Consider the following 16,875-nt stretch of genomic DNA (forward strand, 5'->3'; position numbering starts at 1 on the left):
TTTGCAGAGCTGATGAAATCAACATGCGGCTAAGAGTAGCTTTTTTTTCATAAGGAGGCAATACGACAATGAGTGAAGTGATAGCAACCTATCAACTAAAGGGAAAGAGCGGTTCATTCGAGAAAAAGGCAGAGGGGATTGCCTTGGGATTGACGGTCGGTTCATGGACGGACTTGCCGCTTCTGGAACAGGAACAATTGAGCAAGTACAAGGGGAGAGTCGTTTCCGTGAAGGAGTGGGAAGGCGAAGATGGTCCCCGGGGTGAGGTGCAGATTGGATATCCCGGGTATAACTATTCAAATGATATCCCAGCCATTCTTACAACGGTATTCGGTAAGCTTTCCCTGGATGGCGAAGTGAAATTAGTAGATTTAGAGTTTTCGAAAGACTTAAAAAAAACCTATCCTGGTCCACGATTTGGAATTGAAGGGATCAGGGAGTTAACAGGGGTACATAAAAGACCGTTGTTAATGAGCATCTTTAAAGGAGTGATCGGCAGAGATCTCACCTACCTGGAAAATCAATTAAGAGCCCAGGCTCTAGGCGGAGTCGATGCAGTAAAAGACGATGAAATTTTATTTGATAATCCACTGACACCCTTTTCTGAGAGAGTCAGCTTAGGGAAAAAAGTGCTGCACGAAGTGTTTGAGGAAACAGGGAAGAGAACGTTGTATGCAATTAATCTGACAGGCAGAACATCACAATTACGGGATAAAGCAAGAAAAGCAAAAGAGCTTGGAGCACAGGCTCTATTATTCAATGTATTTTCTTACGGCCTCGATGTTCTCCAGGAATTGAGAGAGGACAATGAGATCGCATTGCCGATCATGGCCCACCCTGCCTTTGCCGGGGCTGCTGCAGCATCTCCTGCATATGGTGTGAGCTACTCTTTATGGTTAGGTAAATTATTACGAATGGCCGGAGCCGATTTTTCACTATTTCCATCACCATACGGAAGTGTCGCATTAGAGAAGAGCAAAGTTCTATCCGTAAGCCATGAGTTAACGAAGGAAGATGCCCACTTGAAAAGGGCATTGCCAGTACCTTCAGCCGGCATTCATCCCGCACTTGTTCCGCTTTTGGTGAAAGATTTCGGTATAGACTGTGTCATTAATGCAGGAGGGGGCATTCATGGTCACCCTGACGGAGCAAGTGGAGGAGGAAAAGCATTCGTTCAAGCTATCGATGCTGTTTTAAAAGGAACGTCTCTCAATGAGGCGGCTGAAACTCATGGTGAACTTCGCAAAGCCCTATCCCTATGGGGAGAGGAGGTAAAGGTGTAGTGGGTCATCCAATCATTTTCTGTGATTTTGATGGAACGATTACAGAAACAGATAATATCATCTCGTTGATGAAAACCTTTGCTCCCCCAGCATGGGAACCTATCAAAGATGACATCTTAAATCAGTCGATTTCCATTAAAGAAGGTGTAGGCAAGTTGTTTTCACTTATTCCTTCATCCCAAAAAGACGAAATGGTTCAGTATCTATTAGATACTGCTGTCATACGTGAAGGGTTTAAGGAATTTGTAGACTACACAAAAGACCATGAGATTCCTTTGTATATCGTTAGTGGAGGAATTGACTTCTTTGTTCAACCATTACTAAAAGAATACGGGCCTTTTAATGGAGTTTTTTGTAATGAAGCAAGCTTTAACGATTCGGCCATAACGATTCATTGGCCACATCCATGTGACGATCACTGTGAAAGTAAAGGATGTGGATGCTGTAAGCCTTCTATTTTGAGAACATTGTCATTAACAGAAGACACGAAGGTCATTGTGATAGGGGACTCAGTCACAGATATCGAAATGGCAAAGCTTGGAGATACTGTGATCGCCAGAGACTATTTGGCCTATACATGCGCAGAAAAAGGTATCCCCTATCATCCGTTTGAATCCTTTCATGATTGCATGGACGTCATTGAAAAAGGAGTGAAAATATGAATCCCTATCAATCGGAGTGGGAAGAACTCGCTGATATCAAAAGAGAACTGGCAGACAGGGACTGGTTCATGGGGACGAGTGGAAACCTTGCGATACGAGTGAGTTCTTCCCCTGCTACCTTCCTGGTCACGGCAAGTGGAAAGGATAAACGAAAGCACACAAAAGAAGATTTCCTCCTAGTGAATGCTCATGGTGAGGCCATTGAGGATACTCACTTAAAACCATCAGCCGAAACACTGCTGCACAGTCATATCTTCAAAGAAAGCTCAGCAGGTTGCAGCTTACATGTCCATACTGTGGCGAATAATGTAATCAGTGAACTGTATGGGGATGAAGGTATCGTCACATTTAGAAACCAAGAATTAATTAAAGCGTGGGATAAGTGGGAGGAAGATGATTCTTTATCCATTCCCATCATTCGTAATCATGCTCATATACCGACGCTTGCCGAGGAGTTTCAGTCCTTTATTAAAGCAGACAAAGGGGCGGTGCTCATTCGGAACCACGGTATCACAGTATGGGGACGAACCGGTTTTGAAGCTAAGAAACTATTAGAAGCTTGTGAGTTTTTATTTCAATATCAACTCACTCTTTTATCTTTAACGAACACGAGATCAATTACTAAAGGAGGAGTCAGATTATGACGACAATCAAAATCCAAGGGAAGAACCAAGTCATTGATAATCAGGAAGAGGTAGTGAAGTATTTAAGTGAACAAGGAGTCATTTATGAGCATTGGAATATCGAAAAACTGGACGAAGGATTAAGGGACCAATTCGCTTTAACTGAGGATGATAAATCGGAAATCCTGTCTGTTTTTAAAGAAGAGATTGAAGATATCTCAGAACGAAGAGGGTATCGGTCCTGGGATGTAATTTCCCTTTCAGAGAGTACACCAAATCTTGAAGAGCTTTTAAAGAATTTCCAACAAGAGCATCATCACACAGATGATGAAGTCCGTTTTATAGTAAACGGCCATGGTGTATTTGTCATACAAGGTAGCGATGGTGATTTCTTTGAAGTACATCTAAATCCTGGTGACTTAATTTCAGTTCCTGAAAACATTCGCCATTATTTTACATTAAGTGAAGATAAGAAAGTAGTGGCTGTTCGTATTTTCGTCACTAAGGAAGGCTGGGTCCCAATCTATTAATATATGAGGATAGACAAAGAGTAGAATCTTTAGTCTATCCTCTAATTTTATTGACGAGGAATTTTTGACGAAAAATGTCTAATTTAGAAACATTACTAGTAATTTTGTCTTGTTTTGCGAATCTATTTACTTTTCTGATAATACTTGGGATAATGCTCAAGTAATGATTTTACTTAATAAAGACTAGGAGCTAAAAAAGGAGTTTACAAGAAATGGGTCGTCTATTAAAAAAGAAATGGTTATTAATGAGAATCAATCAGAAACGTTCAGAAATGATTTGCCTTGGAGAGAATTTAGGCCTATGTGCAGATGAAACCGTTCGGTGCAGCCAGCAATTAGATCAGCTATTGAACGACTATGAAAAGTGCACAAATAAAGTTGTACCATTTACCCTCCAGGAATCATCAAGTGAATTTGGGCATTACATTAAGAGCTTATTAAAGCGAACTGCTTCGTGACTACACAACATGATTTTCCTCAACATTCAAGGTTTACAAAAGAAACGAATCTCCAACAATCTCCACATTTAAACTAGACAATCAATCTAATTTGTCGTAATTTCTAAAAGCAAAGGACGGTACGCTACAAGCGTACCGTCCTTTGCTTTTTAACTAGTGACCGGTCTATTTGACAATAACAGGGTTTATTTGTATAATGTTTTGAAACTGAGATATTTAATTTTTAAAGGAATGAATGCCATGAGTAAAACTCAAGATACAAAACAATCATTAAAGCTTTTCATTGTCCTTTCAAGAGCTTTCAAAGCCTTAAATGAAGAGATAAATAAAAACATCCAGGAGAACGGCTTAAACCCTACCGAATTCGCTGTTCTAGAGCTTCTTTATCATAAAGGAGATCAGCCCCTGCAGCAAATTGGTGGGAAGATTCTATTAGCCTCCGGCAGCATTACGTATGTAGTGGATAAGCTTGAACAAAAGGGCTATCTTAAGCGTAATGCTTGTCCAAAGGACCGTCGAGTTACCTATGCTCAAATAACAGAGAACGGCAGACAGTTAATTGAAGAGATTTTTCCTAATCACGAAAATCGAATTCATGAACTCATGTCAGCTCTATCTCCTGTTGAGAAGGAAGAAACGATTGAAATGTTGAAGAAATTAGGCTTATCGATTAAAGACTTGTCGTATTAAGTTCGACTCTTGTGCCCCGTCTATTATTAGACGGGGTTTTATATTGTCTTAAAATTTCTTTGCTTTGACTTCGCCACCATCCGGTATTTGTATCTGCAATTCAATTCTTGTGATAAAAGGATATTATCTATTACTAGTCGAATAACTATAATCGGGAATATTTTATGAGGAGGCAACATTATGAAGTTTGAACAATTTACATATGAAAGGCCCAACTTAGAAGAGATTAAACCTGTTTTCCAACAGTTACTCGGAAAATTTAAGGCCGCGCCCAATGTACAAGAACAGATGGATGCGATGAAGAAACTGAATGAAATACGTCTCAGCATCGATACAATGCAAAATATATGCTATATTCGGCACTCTATCGATACCAATGATGAGTTTTACAAAGAAGAGCAAGATTATATTGATGATATGATGCCTGAGGTTCACGGGATGGTAACGGAATATTATCGGGAACTTGTAAATTCTCCATATCGTAAAGAGTTAGAAGAGAAGTGGGGAAAGCAGCTATTCGACCTGGCAGAAAGTGAAATGAAGACTTTTTCTCCTGAGATCGTCAATCTTCTGCAGAAGGAAAATAAGTTATCTTCCCAATATACAAAGCTCATGGCGTCTGCAAAGATTCCATTTGAGGGAGAGGAAAGAACATTGGCTCAGATGGGCCCTTTCACACAATCTGTCAATCGGGAAACAAGAAGAGAAGCCGCTCAAGCGACCGTTGCTTTCTTTGAAGAGAATCAAGAAGAGTTGGATCGTCTATTTGATGAGTTAGTGAAGCTGCGTCACACAATTGCTACTACTTTAGGGTATAAGAACTTTGTTGAATTAGGTTACTATCGTATGACGAGAACGGATTATACACCTGATATGGTAAGGGTTTTCCGCGATCAAGTAAAGGAGCATATCGTTCCTCTTGCTACAGAACTTAAAGAAAGACAAGGAAAGCGCATAGGGATTGATTCGATGAAGTTTTATGACGAAGGCTTTAAGTTCACTTCCGGAAATGCGGTTCCTAAGGGAAGTCCTCAGTGGATCATTGATAATGGCAAAAAGATGTACGAAGAATTATCACCGGAAACAAAGGAATTCTTTGGTTTTATGATCGAACATGACCTCATGGATTTAGAAGCGAAGAAAGGAAAAGCTGGAGGTGGCTACTGCACGTATATTGCGAACCATGAGTCTCCTTACATCTTCTCGAATTTCAATGGTACCTCAGGAGATATTGACGTATTGACCCATGAAGCAGGTCATGCGTTCCAGGTGTACTCAAGCAGGGGATTTGATATTCCTGAATATATTTGGCCAACGTATGAAGCATGTGAAATTCATTCTATGAGTATGGAATTCTTCACATGGCCATGGATGGATTATTTCTTCAAAGAGGATACTGATAAGTATCAATTTGCACATTTAAGTGAAGCGGTGCAATTTCTTCCTTACGGTGTGGCAGTTGATGAGTTCCAGCATTTTGTGTATGAGAACCCTGAAGCTTCCCCGTCTGAACGGAACGCCGCATGGAGAAAAATTGAAAGGGAATACCTTCCCCATAAGGACTACGATCATATTCCGTATTTAGAAAATGGGGGGTTCTGGCAGCGTCAATCCCATATATATAATTCTCCATTCTATTATATCGATTACACATTGGCTCAAATTTGCGCGTTCCAATTCTGGAAGAAAATGAATCTTAATCGTGAGGAAGCGTGGAATGACTATGTTGCCCTTTGTAAACTTGGGGGAAGCCTTTCATTCACAGGGCTTGTAGAAGCAGCCAAGCTCGATTCTCCGTTCCAGGAGGGGACAGTTGAGAAGGTCATTGAACCGATAAGACAATGGTTAAATGGAATAGGTGATCAATCTTTATAAAATAAAGTAATAGGGCAGCCGCATTTTATGGCTGCCTATTTTGTTTGGGTTCTTCTACAATTCCGGAAGAATTATGTTCTTTTGCTTCTGATTTTCTCTGCTTGTACATAAGGTGAAGTAGAAGGTTGTCAGAGGTGATGGGTATGAAAAAATTAGCTGGGTCGTTTCAAATCGCTGCTGTATATGTTGGTACCGTTATAGGAGCCGGATTTGCAACGGGAAGGGAAATTGTAGAGTTTTTCACCCGGTTTGGCTTTGTCGGGTTTATTGCGATTTTATTAAGCGGGTACTTATTTATTACAATGGGAACGAAGATTATGCTTAAGTCCCATGATATTAAAGCAAAGTCCTTTGAAGAATTTAATGAATATCTATTTGGAAAATGGTTTTCAAAGTTTATGAATATCGTCATGATGATTATGCTGATCGGGGTTTCCGCGGTAATGCTTTCAGGAGCAGGGGCTGTTTTTCAAGAGCAGCTTTTGCTACCAAAACAATTAGGGATTCTGCTGACTATTGGATTGGGATTCATCACGATGATGGTGGGGATTAAGGGACTTTTTGCTGTGAATACATTCGTCGTTCCTCTTATGATCGTCTTTAATCTTTTTTTGATGATTCATTCTGTTCGCGACGCTGGATTTTTAGACGCATTTCTTATGATCCCGCATGCTGAGGATGGGTGGAAATCTGTGGTTGCCCCTTTTTCATACGTAGCCTTTAATCTTGCCATGGCACAGGCTGTTCTCGTTCCTGTTGCCGGTGAAGTGAAAGATCGGGAAACCATTAAGTATGGAGGTTACCTTGGCGGCTTTTTCCTTACGCTGATTCTAATTTCCAGCCATATTACTTTAGTCATGATCCCGGATGTGACACAATACCAAATTCCAATGGCCGTGGTTATGAAATCCTTTGTTGCCGGTTTTTACTTAATTTATATTGTCATCATTTATGGTGAAATATTCACTTCCGTCATCGGGGGAGTATTTGGCCTGGAGAAACAATTATCGAATTACTGGAAGGGCACATCTATAATGACCTTTGCAGGTATCTTCCTCGTGATCTATTCTTTAAGTTTTTTTGAATATAGCGAACTATTGTCGTATTTATATCCACTCTTTGGCTACATGAGCTTATTATTTATCATCCTTCTCTGGATGAAACCCAATAAATAATTGTCTGGAGGAGAGTAAAAAGCGGGTCTAGAGTTCATGTTAATAAAGACTAATGAAAAAGGAGTGGCGAATATGACACAATCTAAACACGAAAAAGAAAGACAGTGGAATGTAAGAAAACAGGAACAGCATCCTCATGGTAAAGTATCTTCCTTCAAGGAGCTTTCTGAAGGGAAAAAGGGAAAAGAATAAGAAAAAAACGGATGCTTCGAGCATCCGTTTTTTCTTGGGTCCCATTACTCTTCTCTATGGTGATGGTAAGAGTCACTTGTCTTATATTTTTCAGGGAAATATTTATTCCTCACTTCATCCTTATCCCAATCTGTTTGTCTGCAGGCTGCAGCCAGTTCATCCAGATGTCTCATGATGTACTGCATGTCGAGGTTTTGGAGGCTGACATAGTCGATTCCTTCCAGAATATAGTCTTTAAACGTCCACACCATGCGCTTCGTTTCTTCGCTATTATTTTCCCCTATCATTCTCAGTGAACGCAGAATTTCGGCAATTATGGATATATCCTGCTTCCCGTAATGCCTTAACTGGTAAAAGCTTCGGTATAAATAATCTACAAAGGTCGGCTGTTCCAATATGATTCGCACATTGTTTTCTTCATCTGATAAATATGAGCTTGGAAGCTTGTGTTTAGCAAGTTTCGATAAAATGATCCCGATTTCTTCTATGCAGTTTTTTGCGGTATTCGGGTCATTGATGGCGGGGGAAATGGCTCTCAAGGCTATTTCAACCAGCTTTCTTATCCCGAGTTCAATGTCTTCCATGGGCTCTTTGTCTGGCCCAAGTACGAGGTATTCCAAGTAATCTTCTACATCTATTTCTTTATTCGCAGTCCATGCCGTCATGACAGGAGTACCTTCAAGTAAGTATTCACCCGGTGTTTTCACCATTCGGATAATCGCTTTATCTTTAGCAGCTTTATTGATCATTCCTTCTATATCGATCTGCTGTAAATACCCCGATCGCTCACTATACACATAAATGGGTTCTGTATCGTTAAAAAGTGACTCATTCAAGGTTGAAGGCTCGTCTTTAATGGCATTCTTGCTATATAAATAGCTATTATCAATTTTTTTATTCGTTTTGATTGTTATATTATGTATTAAATTACTTACTTTCACCCAATTGGAAACATGGTGAACAAAGTAGACGAAAACAAATAAACAAATAATCGCCACTATACCGGCAAAGGCCGAAGAAATATATAATTTTTGTCCGGATTCATCTTGAAGGAGAACTAATAAAGTGATGCAGTAGACCACACCCGATACAAAAATGGCGAGAACCCGCTGAGTAGGACGGTCATTAATGAAATTCTGTAGGGTCCTTGGTGAATATTGGGATAAAAAAGTGGTTAACACGACCATAATCGTTGAAAAGGTAATCGTCGTCATCGTCATTATCGATGACGCAATCGTACTGATGATGGTCATGGATAAATCAAAATTCGAGAACAAAACCTTTGGAAACAAAGGATAATCATGCTGACTTAACCACCAATCAAAATAAAAGGTGAGTAGGGAAAGCACTAAAGAGACGAGTGAAAATAAAAATGGTACAAACCAAAAGCTTTTTCTTGCTTTGTTAACAATATGTATATTTAAATTCATGACTTGGTTCCACCTTACAAAACAGTATGCTATAAGAATATCCTCAAAGCCGTTTCTGTAAACCTTTTCTCTGTTTGTCGAATCCCATTATAAAAAGGTGGAGTAACGTTCTCCACCTTTTAGAAAATCGTATTATGCTTCCACTATTTTATAGTTTTTATGATTAACAACCGTTTTTTCTTCCAGTTCAAGGTCGCGGTAGTTTTTCATATACGTCAGATCAACGATGACTGAGTTTTCATTAACTTTCTCTACAATTCCTTTTAATCCTTCTCTAAATTCAATCACATTTCCAATTTCTGCTTTTTTCATCTGAGGTCGCTCCTTTTTGCCAAAATTCTACAAACAATTACTAATATTTTGACGTAAACTCAATAAAAGGTAAAGAGTTTTCTAAAAATTTAATTAAAAAATTAGTCTTGAGCTTTACAACCTTTTAAAACTACAATAGAGACATTCAGGATGGAGGTTTGGATATGAGTGAAACAGAAATTCTTGAACAACTACATTTATTGCGTACAAGAGAAATTGAAGAAATAAGAGTGATGAAAGAAGACTTTCTTACCTTTCGATCTTTACTCGTTAAACAAGAGGATTTTAAACAGTTTCGTGGAGTGGCTCAGCATGGCGGGAATATTCTTTATCACTATTTAGATACACCAAGAAGTTAGAAAAGCGGGGGATGAGATCCTCCGTTTTTTTTGTTCATATCTAATATATGAAGCACTATGGTATTTTAGAATGTTCTTTCCAGACTACAAAGAACGGACGGTGGTAACCATTACCTGATGAAATTCTGTTCATTCGTTGTTATCTTAGTGGGGAGCGCTAATTAGGAGGTAGAAATATGATTAAGAAAAGCTTACTAGTAGGGATTGCAGTACTTTCCATTGTTTCATTCTCTACTCAAACTATTGCAGCTAAAGGAGTACACACTGTTGAAAATGGTGAGTCTCTTTGGGATATAGGTAAAGAGAAATCTGTATCTGTCCTTCAACTAAAAAAAGAGAACGATTTGAAATCGAATGAAATTCATCCAGGTCAAACGTTAGCAATACCAGGAAATGAAGTAACAGCCGAAGATCGTGAGTTACTGGCAAAACTGGTTCATGCAGAAGCTAAAGGAGAACCATATGCAGGTAAAGTGGCTGTCGCAACGGTTGTTTTAAACCGAGTGGATTCCTCTGAATTCCCTGACTCTATTAAAGAAGTAATCTACGAGGTAGCAAACGGTCATTATGCCTTTTCTCCGGTTCAAAACGGTCAAATCAACCAAGCGCCTTCTCAGGAAGCGAGAGACGCTGTTCAAGAGGCATTGGCTTTCAGAGGTCAGGGACAAGGTTCTCTCTTCTTCTATAATCCTGTAACATCCACGAGCGAATGGATTACCAATAGAGAAACATTGCTTACCATTGGAAAACACCGCTTCGCAAAATAATCATTACGCAGAATTTCTCTCACTATCAAAATAGCGTTCGGATACTTTTTTCTTTTCTCTACGTGGAATTAATAGTAAAATAGAGTAAAGAAGAAGAGGTGATGTTGATGAATGGGACCATTGTGGCTCGAATTGAAACGGTGCGATGGAAGATGATACAATCAGGTATTCGTTTTGGGCTGAGCAGTCCAGTCACCATTCAACTCAGTAAAGAGTTGGACGCCTTAATCAATATTCATCAGCGTAATGTTATAAATCAAACTACCCAAAATAAGATAGTACAATAAATAAAAGGATTAACCTTGGAATGTCTCGGCATTTTCACAGGTTAATCCTTTTCTATATGTCTTTGAGAAGGTTGAGGGCCATAGGAAAAGGGTATCCTCTTTAGGAAGAATAAACAGTAAATCGCAAATGAAAATAATTAAAGATAAAGGGAGATGGCAAGATTGAATGATAAAATTGTTTGCATAACAGGTGGAGCGAATGGGATCGGGAAAACGCTGGTTGAAGAATTTGCGAAGCAAGGTGCAGTTGTTGAATTCATGGACATGGATGGGGATAAAGGGGAGGAATTATCCCTGCAGCTCAATTCAAAAGGCTATTCAACACGGTTTCATAAAGTGAATGTAGGGGTCTATCAACAGGTAAAAGATGTTTTTTCAAAGATTAGGGAAGATCATGGAGTGGTGGACGTACTTATTAACAATGCAGGAGTTTCGAAGTTCATGTCCTTTTGGCAGATGGATCCCGGGGAATGGGACAGCATTCTATCTTCAAACTTAAGTAGTGTCTTCTATTGCAGTAGAGAGGGGGCCGCTTTAATGAAGAACCGGGGTGGTTGCATTATAAATATGGCCTCTACCAGAGCTTCAATGTCTGAACCGGATACGGAAGCCTACTCTGCAACAAAAGGGGGCATTGTGAGTTTGACTCATTCAATGGCAATCACATTGAGTGACGTGGGGATCCGAGTGAATTCAATAAGTCCCGGTTGGATTCAAACCTCTGATTATGATTCATTACGGGACAAGGATCATGACCAGCATCCTTCGGGCAGAGTGGGGAAACCCGAAGACATAGCAAGGGCATGCTTATTTCTTGCTCACCCTGATAATGATTTCATTACCGGGGAAAACTTAGTGGTGGATGGTGGTATGACAAGGAAGATGATCTATGAACATTAATAAAGATGAAACAAGAGTAATGGCCTTTCTCTTGTTTTTGACAGATGATACTACCCATTTCTCAAAAAGGCAATATTTATTACACCAATTAATAAAACAAAAATTAAGCTGACAACCATCTTTTAACACTCTCCGCTTCTCTTTTTTAACTAGAGTAAGGAGAGAGTATTAACACTGTACGGGGAATAGGATAAGTGTTTGTAAAGTTTGAATGAACATAGAAGAACTGCCGGTTACGAATCCAAGACACGGATGGTGACCGGCTTTTTAATGTCCAAATACATAAAGGAATATATTAACAACACACTATGGTATGATGAGTAAGGGTCTATTTTTAGAATATTTGCTAAATATTTACTATTATTTTAAAATTAATTGATAAATAGAGTTCAACATAAAGGGGGAGCAAAGATGTCAACTATAAAAGACATAAAAAAAGAAATGAGCAAAGTTCTGATTGGAAGGGAGAAAGAAATCGACCTTCTATTGATTGCCTTACTTCAGGAAGGGCACGTCTTGCTCGAGAGCGTACCAGGAACCGGTAAAACATTATTGGCTAAAACTTTTTCACATTGTATTGAAGGGGATTTTAAGAGGATACAATTCACACCCGATGTATTGCCAAGTGATGTAACAGGCATTCAGTTTTTTAATCCTAAGACTCAAGAATTTGAATTAAGAACCGGACCTGTTGTCACGAATGTGTTATTAGCAGATGAAATTAATAGGGCTACTCCAAGAACGCAGGCAAGTTTACTTGAAGTGATGGAAGAGAAACAGATCACCATCGATGGAGAAACAGTGTCATTACAGCCTCCGTTCATTGTTGTAGCGACGCAAAACCCGATTGAATCACAGCAGGGGACATTCCCTCTACCCGCAGCCCAGTTGGATCGTTTTCTGTTGAAGATTCCATTTACATATCCAAGTTTCGAAGAGGAGCGCAGTATCCTTAATCGATTTAAATCTGCACAGCCTTTAAATACAGTAGAAAAGGTGATGAGCCTTGCTGAAATTCAATCTCTAACAAGTCTCGTTAAAGAGGTACATATATCTGAGGATATCGAATCTTATATTCTCCAGATCACAAGGGCGACAAGGGAGCATGAATGGGTTGAAGTAGGGGCTAGTCCACGTGCAAGTCTGGCTCTATTAAAAGCATCCCAGGCTCAGGCATTCATAGCGGGGAGGGACTTTGTCAAACCACAGGATGTCGTTAGTGTAGCACCATTTGTCCTTCATCATAGAGTTCAATTAACCATTGAGGCATCCCTTACTAAAACACCTGAAGAATTGATTGACAGAATCATAGAGATGACCATGCTGCCTGTGGAAGCGAGGCAGGCGCAGTGAACTGGAAGCGCGAAGTAGTCGAGGACCCTTATATTTCCATGAGTTTAGTGCTCCTTGTCATTGTCGGGGCAGTAAGCTTCTATGTACAATCGTATGTCGGATTGGGGATTTTCCTGTTGATCATTCTTTATTTTCGCGTTCATCAATGGTATCTGCTTAATGTTGGGGAGGGAGTCATGATTGAAAGATCACAACGAAGATTAAGGCTTCATTGTGACGAGGAAGATAATTGGGTGTTTAAGCTTGAAAACAAAGGGCTTCCCATTTGGGGAGCAACGTTGAAAATGACATTTAAAGATATTGTGGAGCCTACAGAACATCCATATTCATTAGGCATTGCGAACGAGATCGAGGTATCCATCCCATTCTCCATCCGAAAAAATGAAGAGGGGCAAATTTTGTTGCCGATCAAAGGCAAGAGAAGAGGTTTATGCCGTATAACCAATATGCACCTTGAGATTCCTCATCTTTTCGGAAGTGGTAAGGTTATCCTGAATCTACTCGATTCAGTTCCAACCACCATTATGGTGTTCCCCTCTTCATCCCCTGTCAGGATGGCGGAACATCAGCTTACTTTAAGGCAGGGGGATGTTTCTACTCCCCATTCTTTGTTCCATGATGTGTTCCATCCTGTAGGAACAAGGGGATACGTACAAGGAGATCGATTTCAGGACGTTCATTGGAAGGCTTCTGCACGAACAGGCGAGCTGCAAACGAAAATCTTCGCGCCATCTACTCAAAAAGAGTGGATGATTGCCATCAATATCTCTGATCGTTTTGCCATTACAAGCAAGTTGGAGGGGATCATCAAGCATACAGCTTACCTTATGCAACTTGCCGTGGAACAAAACATCTCTTTTTCCCTGGTCTTAAATGTGAGAACACCGGGAGTTACGCCTTACTATTATCTGCCGCCAGGGACTGGACGGAAGCACCGGCAGAAAGGGCTTGAGCTTTTAGCTACATTATCAACCGATGAATTCACCATGCCTTTCCACATTGTCCTCCAGCATTTGTATCTGCGCAGACTGGTACCTTCCGTTTTTATTGTTGCCGGTTCGCTTGGGTCAAGAGAAGAGGAGTTATTGCAAAATATTCGCAAAGGCCATCCACATATCTTTAAGCTGAGCTTAGAAGAAGAAGGAGTCGTCACATTATGGAATCGTTCGTTGAAACTTCCTTCCTAAAGAAACATAAACAAATGCTTTTTATTAAAATGGGGCTGTATGCAGGAATCGAACTGCTGTTTGTCCTGTTGGCCATTACGTTCCTATTTACAGGTGACGTCGTGTTGAATCAATACGTGCCTGCTTTTGCGATGATGTTGGTGTTGGTACTGGCTTACATGGCCATATCCCTTAAAGTGCAGAGCTTTAATCATCTTCTGTTATATGCAGTGTTTGCCTTCGGGATTGGATCCGGAACCTTATTTTTCTCGGCATCCTGGTGGGTTTTACTTCCCGCTACGATCTTTCTGCACTTGAAGATCAGCTCTCATCTTCAGATCAAGGACCCATCAATTGAAATCAGCAGTGGTAACGTATTGATTTTTCTTTTTATCTCCGCTGTTTCTTTATTCTCGGGATCCCTCAGACAGTTGGAAAACACTTATCTGGTATACAGTCTGCTGTTTTTATTATTCACGTTTGTTGGGACCTTCACCTCGATTCAAAGGATGTTGGCCAGTGAAAGCAAAGGAGTAAAGAAGAGTATATATAAACCTTTTGTCCTCCTTCTTATGGTGTTTTTAAGCGGGGGGATACTTGCAGCTTTTAGTTCGGTGGTCAGCCGGGGATTCTATTGGCTGCTTGAAAAGGTGTTTTGGCTCTTCTCCTTTTTGGTTAACCCGATCTTTAGTTTATTGATTAAATTAAGGGATTTGATCATGGGATTTTTTGGGGGGGATTCGGAAAAAGGAGACGGAAATGAGGTTGTACAACAGGTTTATGATGAATCACAGCTGTCTACCCTGGGGGATGGACTTTCATTTTCATGGTTGGATGAGGCATTGCTAGCACTATTGGTTTGCTTTGCTTTCATTTATTTGGTTAAGAAAAGAAAAACGTCCATCCGCTTCTCATCGAGTGGGGGAACAACAGCTGTCATGACGACCCGGGTAGCAGGAGTGGATGATACTCCAAATCAAAGAGAGCAGGTCGAATATTCTAAAGCAAGGGACGCAATCAGGAAATCGATGGAAATGTTAGAAGAAGAAGCTTACAAGAATAAAGTGGGCAGATTTCCGAATGAAAACGTCCAAGCTTGGTTCACTAGAATTGAGTTGGAGGAAAATGCCCGATTTTACTTTATTTACGAACGCGTGAGATATGGACGTGGAGTTCCGGAAAAGGATGAAGTCGACTTTTTCACAAGACGAATCCAGCAACACATCGAATACTTGAATGCGCGACATGAATGAAGCTGGTGCTCGAAGTTCTCCTTTCGAGCATCAGCTTCTTTAATTCATGATTCTTTAGGGTATGATAAATGTGAATATATGAGAGGTGAAGATAGTGCTGTTTCAATTAGAAAAAGTAATATTTAAAAAAATAATAAACATCGATCGCATGGAGATATCCTCACACAAAACAACCTGCCTCATCGGTGAAAGCGGTGCAGGTAAGTCCACCCTCCTGAAGTTATTAAATAAAATGAATATACCAGATGAAGGAAAGGTTTATTATAATGAGACTCCCTTACAAGAAATTGACCCTGTAAAACTTCGAAGAGAAGTAGTGATGATTTCACAAACCCCCTTATTATTCGGGGAAACGGTAGAAGAGAATTTGCAGAAGGGTCTTATGTTTTCAGAGAAGCCCCCTGCAAGTCGTGAGGAGCTCATGAAAACCCTGGAAATTGTAAAGCTGGATAAACCTTTGGATGAGCTTGCTGAAAGGTTATCCGGAGGGGAAAGACAACGCCTGTCCCTTGGCCGGGTACTATTGATGAAGCCAACTGTCTATTTATTGGACGAGCCAACCTCGGCCCTTGATGAAGAAACCGAGATCGAAGTGATGAAAAGCTTTATTAAGTGTACAAAAGGGCATGACGGGACCGTAATTATGGTGACTCATTCGATGAATGTTGCCGAGCAATATGGTGAAGAGACGATTAGCCTTTCAAAATAAGTGAAGGAGAGAATACTAGTGGAAAATGGAATTATTGATATAGAGCTGTGGAGATTTTTAGCTGCATATGTCTTTGTTCTTCTATTGTTATTTATTGTGAAGTGGCGGGGGATTTCGAGAGAGAAACAGATTATCCTTGCATCTTTTAGAATGACCCTCCAACTGATCGTCGCAGGATACATACTGACCTATATTTTTGACAATCCGAGTCCGTGGCTTACATTAAGTATCATTTTGATCATGGAAGCCTTCGCCATCAGGAATATCTTTAAACAAGTTAAATATGAGATGGATAAGAAACTGAAAGGGATTGCTGCTTTATCTTTACTTATCGGAACACTTATTAGCTTATTCTACTTTAATATGGTGGTGATTCACTTCTCCCCTTGGTATGAACCGAGATATTTCATACCCATTGCCGGGATGATCGTGGGTAATTCCATGACGGGCATCACATTGGGGATTAATACTCTATTAGGGGGATTAAAGGATCAAAGAGAAAAGGTAGAAGGTGCCCTCATGCTTGGAGCAACCCCTAAAGCAGCTTCCAAGACCTATGTAGACAATGCCTTTGATGCAGCGATTCTTCCCACTCTTAATAATATGTTAGGGATGGGAATCATCTTTTTACCTGGAATGATGACAGGGCAGATCCTTTCGGGGATAAGTCCATTAGTGGCCATCGAGTATCAGATTGCCATACTTTTAGGCATTGTGGGGAGCGTAGCCTTAACAGTCATCATCTTTATTTTATTAGGATATAAGCAATTATTTACGAAAGATGCCCAATTGAATGTTTAGATACCCTATAGCTCTCCCGTTCTAATCTAGTTTTTCTTGCATATGATAGT

The 16,875-nt window shown here is 40.1% G+C and carries 20 protein-coding genes; 18 read left to right on the top strand and 2 right to left on the bottom strand.

The window, feature by feature from the left end; genetic code table 11:
* Positions 1–68: 68 nt before the first annotated feature.
* The 9 genes from AAEM60_RS08735 to AAEM60_RS08775 all read left to right on the top strand — a co-directional run bounded on the left by AAEM60_RS08735 (position 69) and on the right by AAEM60_RS08775 (position 7,488).
* Positions 69–1,283 (top strand): 2,3-diketo-5-methylthiopentyl-1-phosphate enolase, encoded by a 1,215-nt coding sequence (locus tag AAEM60_RS08735; RefSeq protein ID WP_299740443.1) that lies wholly within the window; start codon positions 69–71, stop codon positions 1,281–1,283.
* Positions 1,283–1,945, top strand: coding sequence for a 2-hydroxy-3-keto-5-methylthiopentenyl-1-phosphate phosphatase (locus AAEM60_RS08740; RefSeq protein WP_299740445.1), 663 nt, complete (start codon positions 1,283–1,285; stop codon positions 1,943–1,945). The genes AAEM60_RS08735 and AAEM60_RS08740 overlap by 1 nt, the downstream gene beginning before the upstream one ends.
* Entirely contained in the window at positions 1,942–2,589 is a 648-nt protein-coding gene (locus AAEM60_RS08745) for a methylthioribulose 1-phosphate dehydratase (RefSeq protein WP_299740447.1), read from the top strand. Before AAEM60_RS08740 ends, AAEM60_RS08745 begins: the two co-directional genes overlap by 4 nt.
* On the top strand, positions 2,586–3,098 hold the full coding sequence (locus AAEM60_RS08750) for a cupin domain-containing protein (protein ID WP_299740449.1): 513 nt from the start codon (positions 2,586–2,588) through the stop codon (positions 3,096–3,098). Before AAEM60_RS08745 ends, AAEM60_RS08750 begins: the two co-directional genes overlap by 4 nt.
* A 212-nt stretch (positions 3,099–3,310) precedes the next feature.
* Complete coding sequence (locus AAEM60_RS08755; RefSeq protein WP_299740451.1) at positions 3,311–3,556, top strand: aspartyl-phosphate phosphatase Spo0E family protein; 246 nt, start codon at positions 3,311–3,313, stop codon at positions 3,554–3,556.
* Positions 3,557–3,787: 231 nt separating this feature from the next.
* A complete protein-coding gene (locus tag AAEM60_RS08760; protein WP_299741280.1) occupies positions 3,788–4,246 on the top strand; it encodes a MarR family transcriptional regulator in 459 nt (152 codons plus the stop codon).
* Between the two features lie 180 nt (positions 4,247–4,426).
* Positions 4,427–6,121 carry a M3 family oligoendopeptidase gene (locus AAEM60_RS08765; protein ID WP_299740453.1) on the top strand — a complete coding sequence of 565 codons (1,695 nt, stop codon included), beginning with the start codon at positions 4,427–4,429 and terminating at the stop codon, positions 6,119–6,121.
* 143 nt (positions 6,122–6,264) lie between these two features.
* Positions 6,265–7,296: a GerAB/ArcD/ProY family transporter gene (locus AAEM60_RS08770; RefSeq protein ID WP_299740455.1), complete on the top strand. Its 1,032-nt coding sequence runs from the start codon at positions 6,265–6,267 to the stop codon at positions 7,294–7,296.
* 72 nt (positions 7,297–7,368) lie between these two features.
* Positions 7,369–7,488, top strand: coding sequence for a DUF6254 family protein (locus tag AAEM60_RS08775; protein ID WP_220154054.1), 120 nt, complete (start codon positions 7,369–7,371; stop codon positions 7,486–7,488).
* A gap of 44 nt (positions 7,489–7,532) precedes the next feature.
* Here the strand turns inward: AAEM60_RS08775 and AAEM60_RS08780 are convergent, their stop codons facing one another.
* Both AAEM60_RS08780 and AAEM60_RS08785 read right to left on the bottom strand, forming a co-directional pair.
* Entirely contained in the window at positions 7,533–8,918 is a 1,386-nt protein-coding gene (locus tag AAEM60_RS08780; protein WP_341357828.1) for a DUF2254 domain-containing protein, read from the bottom strand.
* A 132-nt stretch (positions 8,919–9,050) separates the two neighbouring features.
* Positions 9,051–9,230, bottom strand: a complete 180-nt coding sequence (locus AAEM60_RS08785) for a DUF2187 family protein (RefSeq protein WP_044337597.1) — start codon at positions 9,228–9,230, stop codon at positions 9,051–9,053.
* 164 nt (positions 9,231–9,394) lie between these two features.
* Here AAEM60_RS08785 and AAEM60_RS08790 point away from each other — a divergent pair, with 164 nt between their 5' ends.
* The 9 genes from AAEM60_RS08790 to fetB all read left to right on the top strand — a co-directional run bounded on the left by AAEM60_RS08790 (position 9,395) and on the right by fetB (position 16,825).
* Complete coding sequence (locus AAEM60_RS08790; protein WP_299740465.1) at positions 9,395–9,589, top strand: hypothetical protein; 195 nt, start codon at positions 9,395–9,397, stop codon at positions 9,587–9,589.
* A 176-nt stretch (positions 9,590–9,765) separates the two neighbouring features.
* Entirely contained in the window at positions 9,766–10,356 is a 591-nt protein-coding gene (locus AAEM60_RS08795) for a cell wall hydrolase (protein WP_299740467.1), read from the top strand.
* Positions 10,357–10,463: 107 nt separating this feature from the next.
* Positions 10,464–10,643: an aspartyl-phosphate phosphatase Spo0E family protein gene (locus AAEM60_RS08800; RefSeq protein ID WP_299740469.1), complete on the top strand. Its 180-nt coding sequence runs from the start codon at positions 10,464–10,466 to the stop codon at positions 10,641–10,643.
* Between the two features lie 153 nt (positions 10,644–10,796).
* The gene (locus AAEM60_RS08805; RefSeq protein WP_341357829.1) at positions 10,797–11,543 is read left to right on the top strand and encodes an SDR family oxidoreductase; all 747 of its coding nucleotides are present in this window, start codon (positions 10,797–10,799) and stop codon (positions 11,541–11,543) included.
* Between the two features lie 411 nt (positions 11,544–11,954).
* Positions 11,955–12,896 carry a MoxR family ATPase gene (locus AAEM60_RS08810; protein ID WP_341357830.1) on the top strand — a complete coding sequence of 314 codons (942 nt, stop codon included), beginning with the start codon at positions 11,955–11,957 and terminating at the stop codon, positions 12,894–12,896.
* Positions 12,893–14,083 carry a DUF58 domain-containing protein gene (locus tag AAEM60_RS08815; protein ID WP_341357831.1) on the top strand — a complete coding sequence of 397 codons (1,191 nt, stop codon included), beginning with the start codon at positions 12,893–12,895 and terminating at the stop codon, positions 14,081–14,083. The genes AAEM60_RS08810 and AAEM60_RS08815 overlap by 4 nt, the downstream gene beginning before the upstream one ends.
* On the top strand, positions 14,053–15,315 hold the full coding sequence (locus AAEM60_RS08820; RefSeq protein ID WP_341357832.1) for a hypothetical protein: 1,263 nt from the start codon (positions 14,053–14,055) through the stop codon (positions 15,313–15,315). The genes AAEM60_RS08815 and AAEM60_RS08820 overlap by 31 nt, the downstream gene beginning before the upstream one ends.
* Positions 15,316–15,409: 94 nt before the next feature.
* Positions 15,410–16,024, top strand: coding sequence for an ABC transporter ATP-binding protein (locus AAEM60_RS08825; RefSeq protein ID WP_341357833.1), 615 nt, complete (start codon positions 15,410–15,412; stop codon positions 16,022–16,024).
* Between the two features lie 18 nt (positions 16,025–16,042).
* A complete protein-coding gene (gene fetB / locus AAEM60_RS08830; RefSeq protein WP_299740481.1) occupies positions 16,043–16,825 on the top strand; it encodes an iron export ABC transporter permease subunit FetB in 783 nt (260 codons plus the stop codon).
* Positions 16,826–16,875: the final 50 nt, after the last annotated feature.

Source organism: Rossellomorea sp. y25 (assembly GCF_038049935.1).
In the GTDB taxonomy this organism is placed as follows: domain Bacteria; phylum Bacillota; class Bacilli; order Bacillales; family Bacillaceae_B; genus Rossellomorea.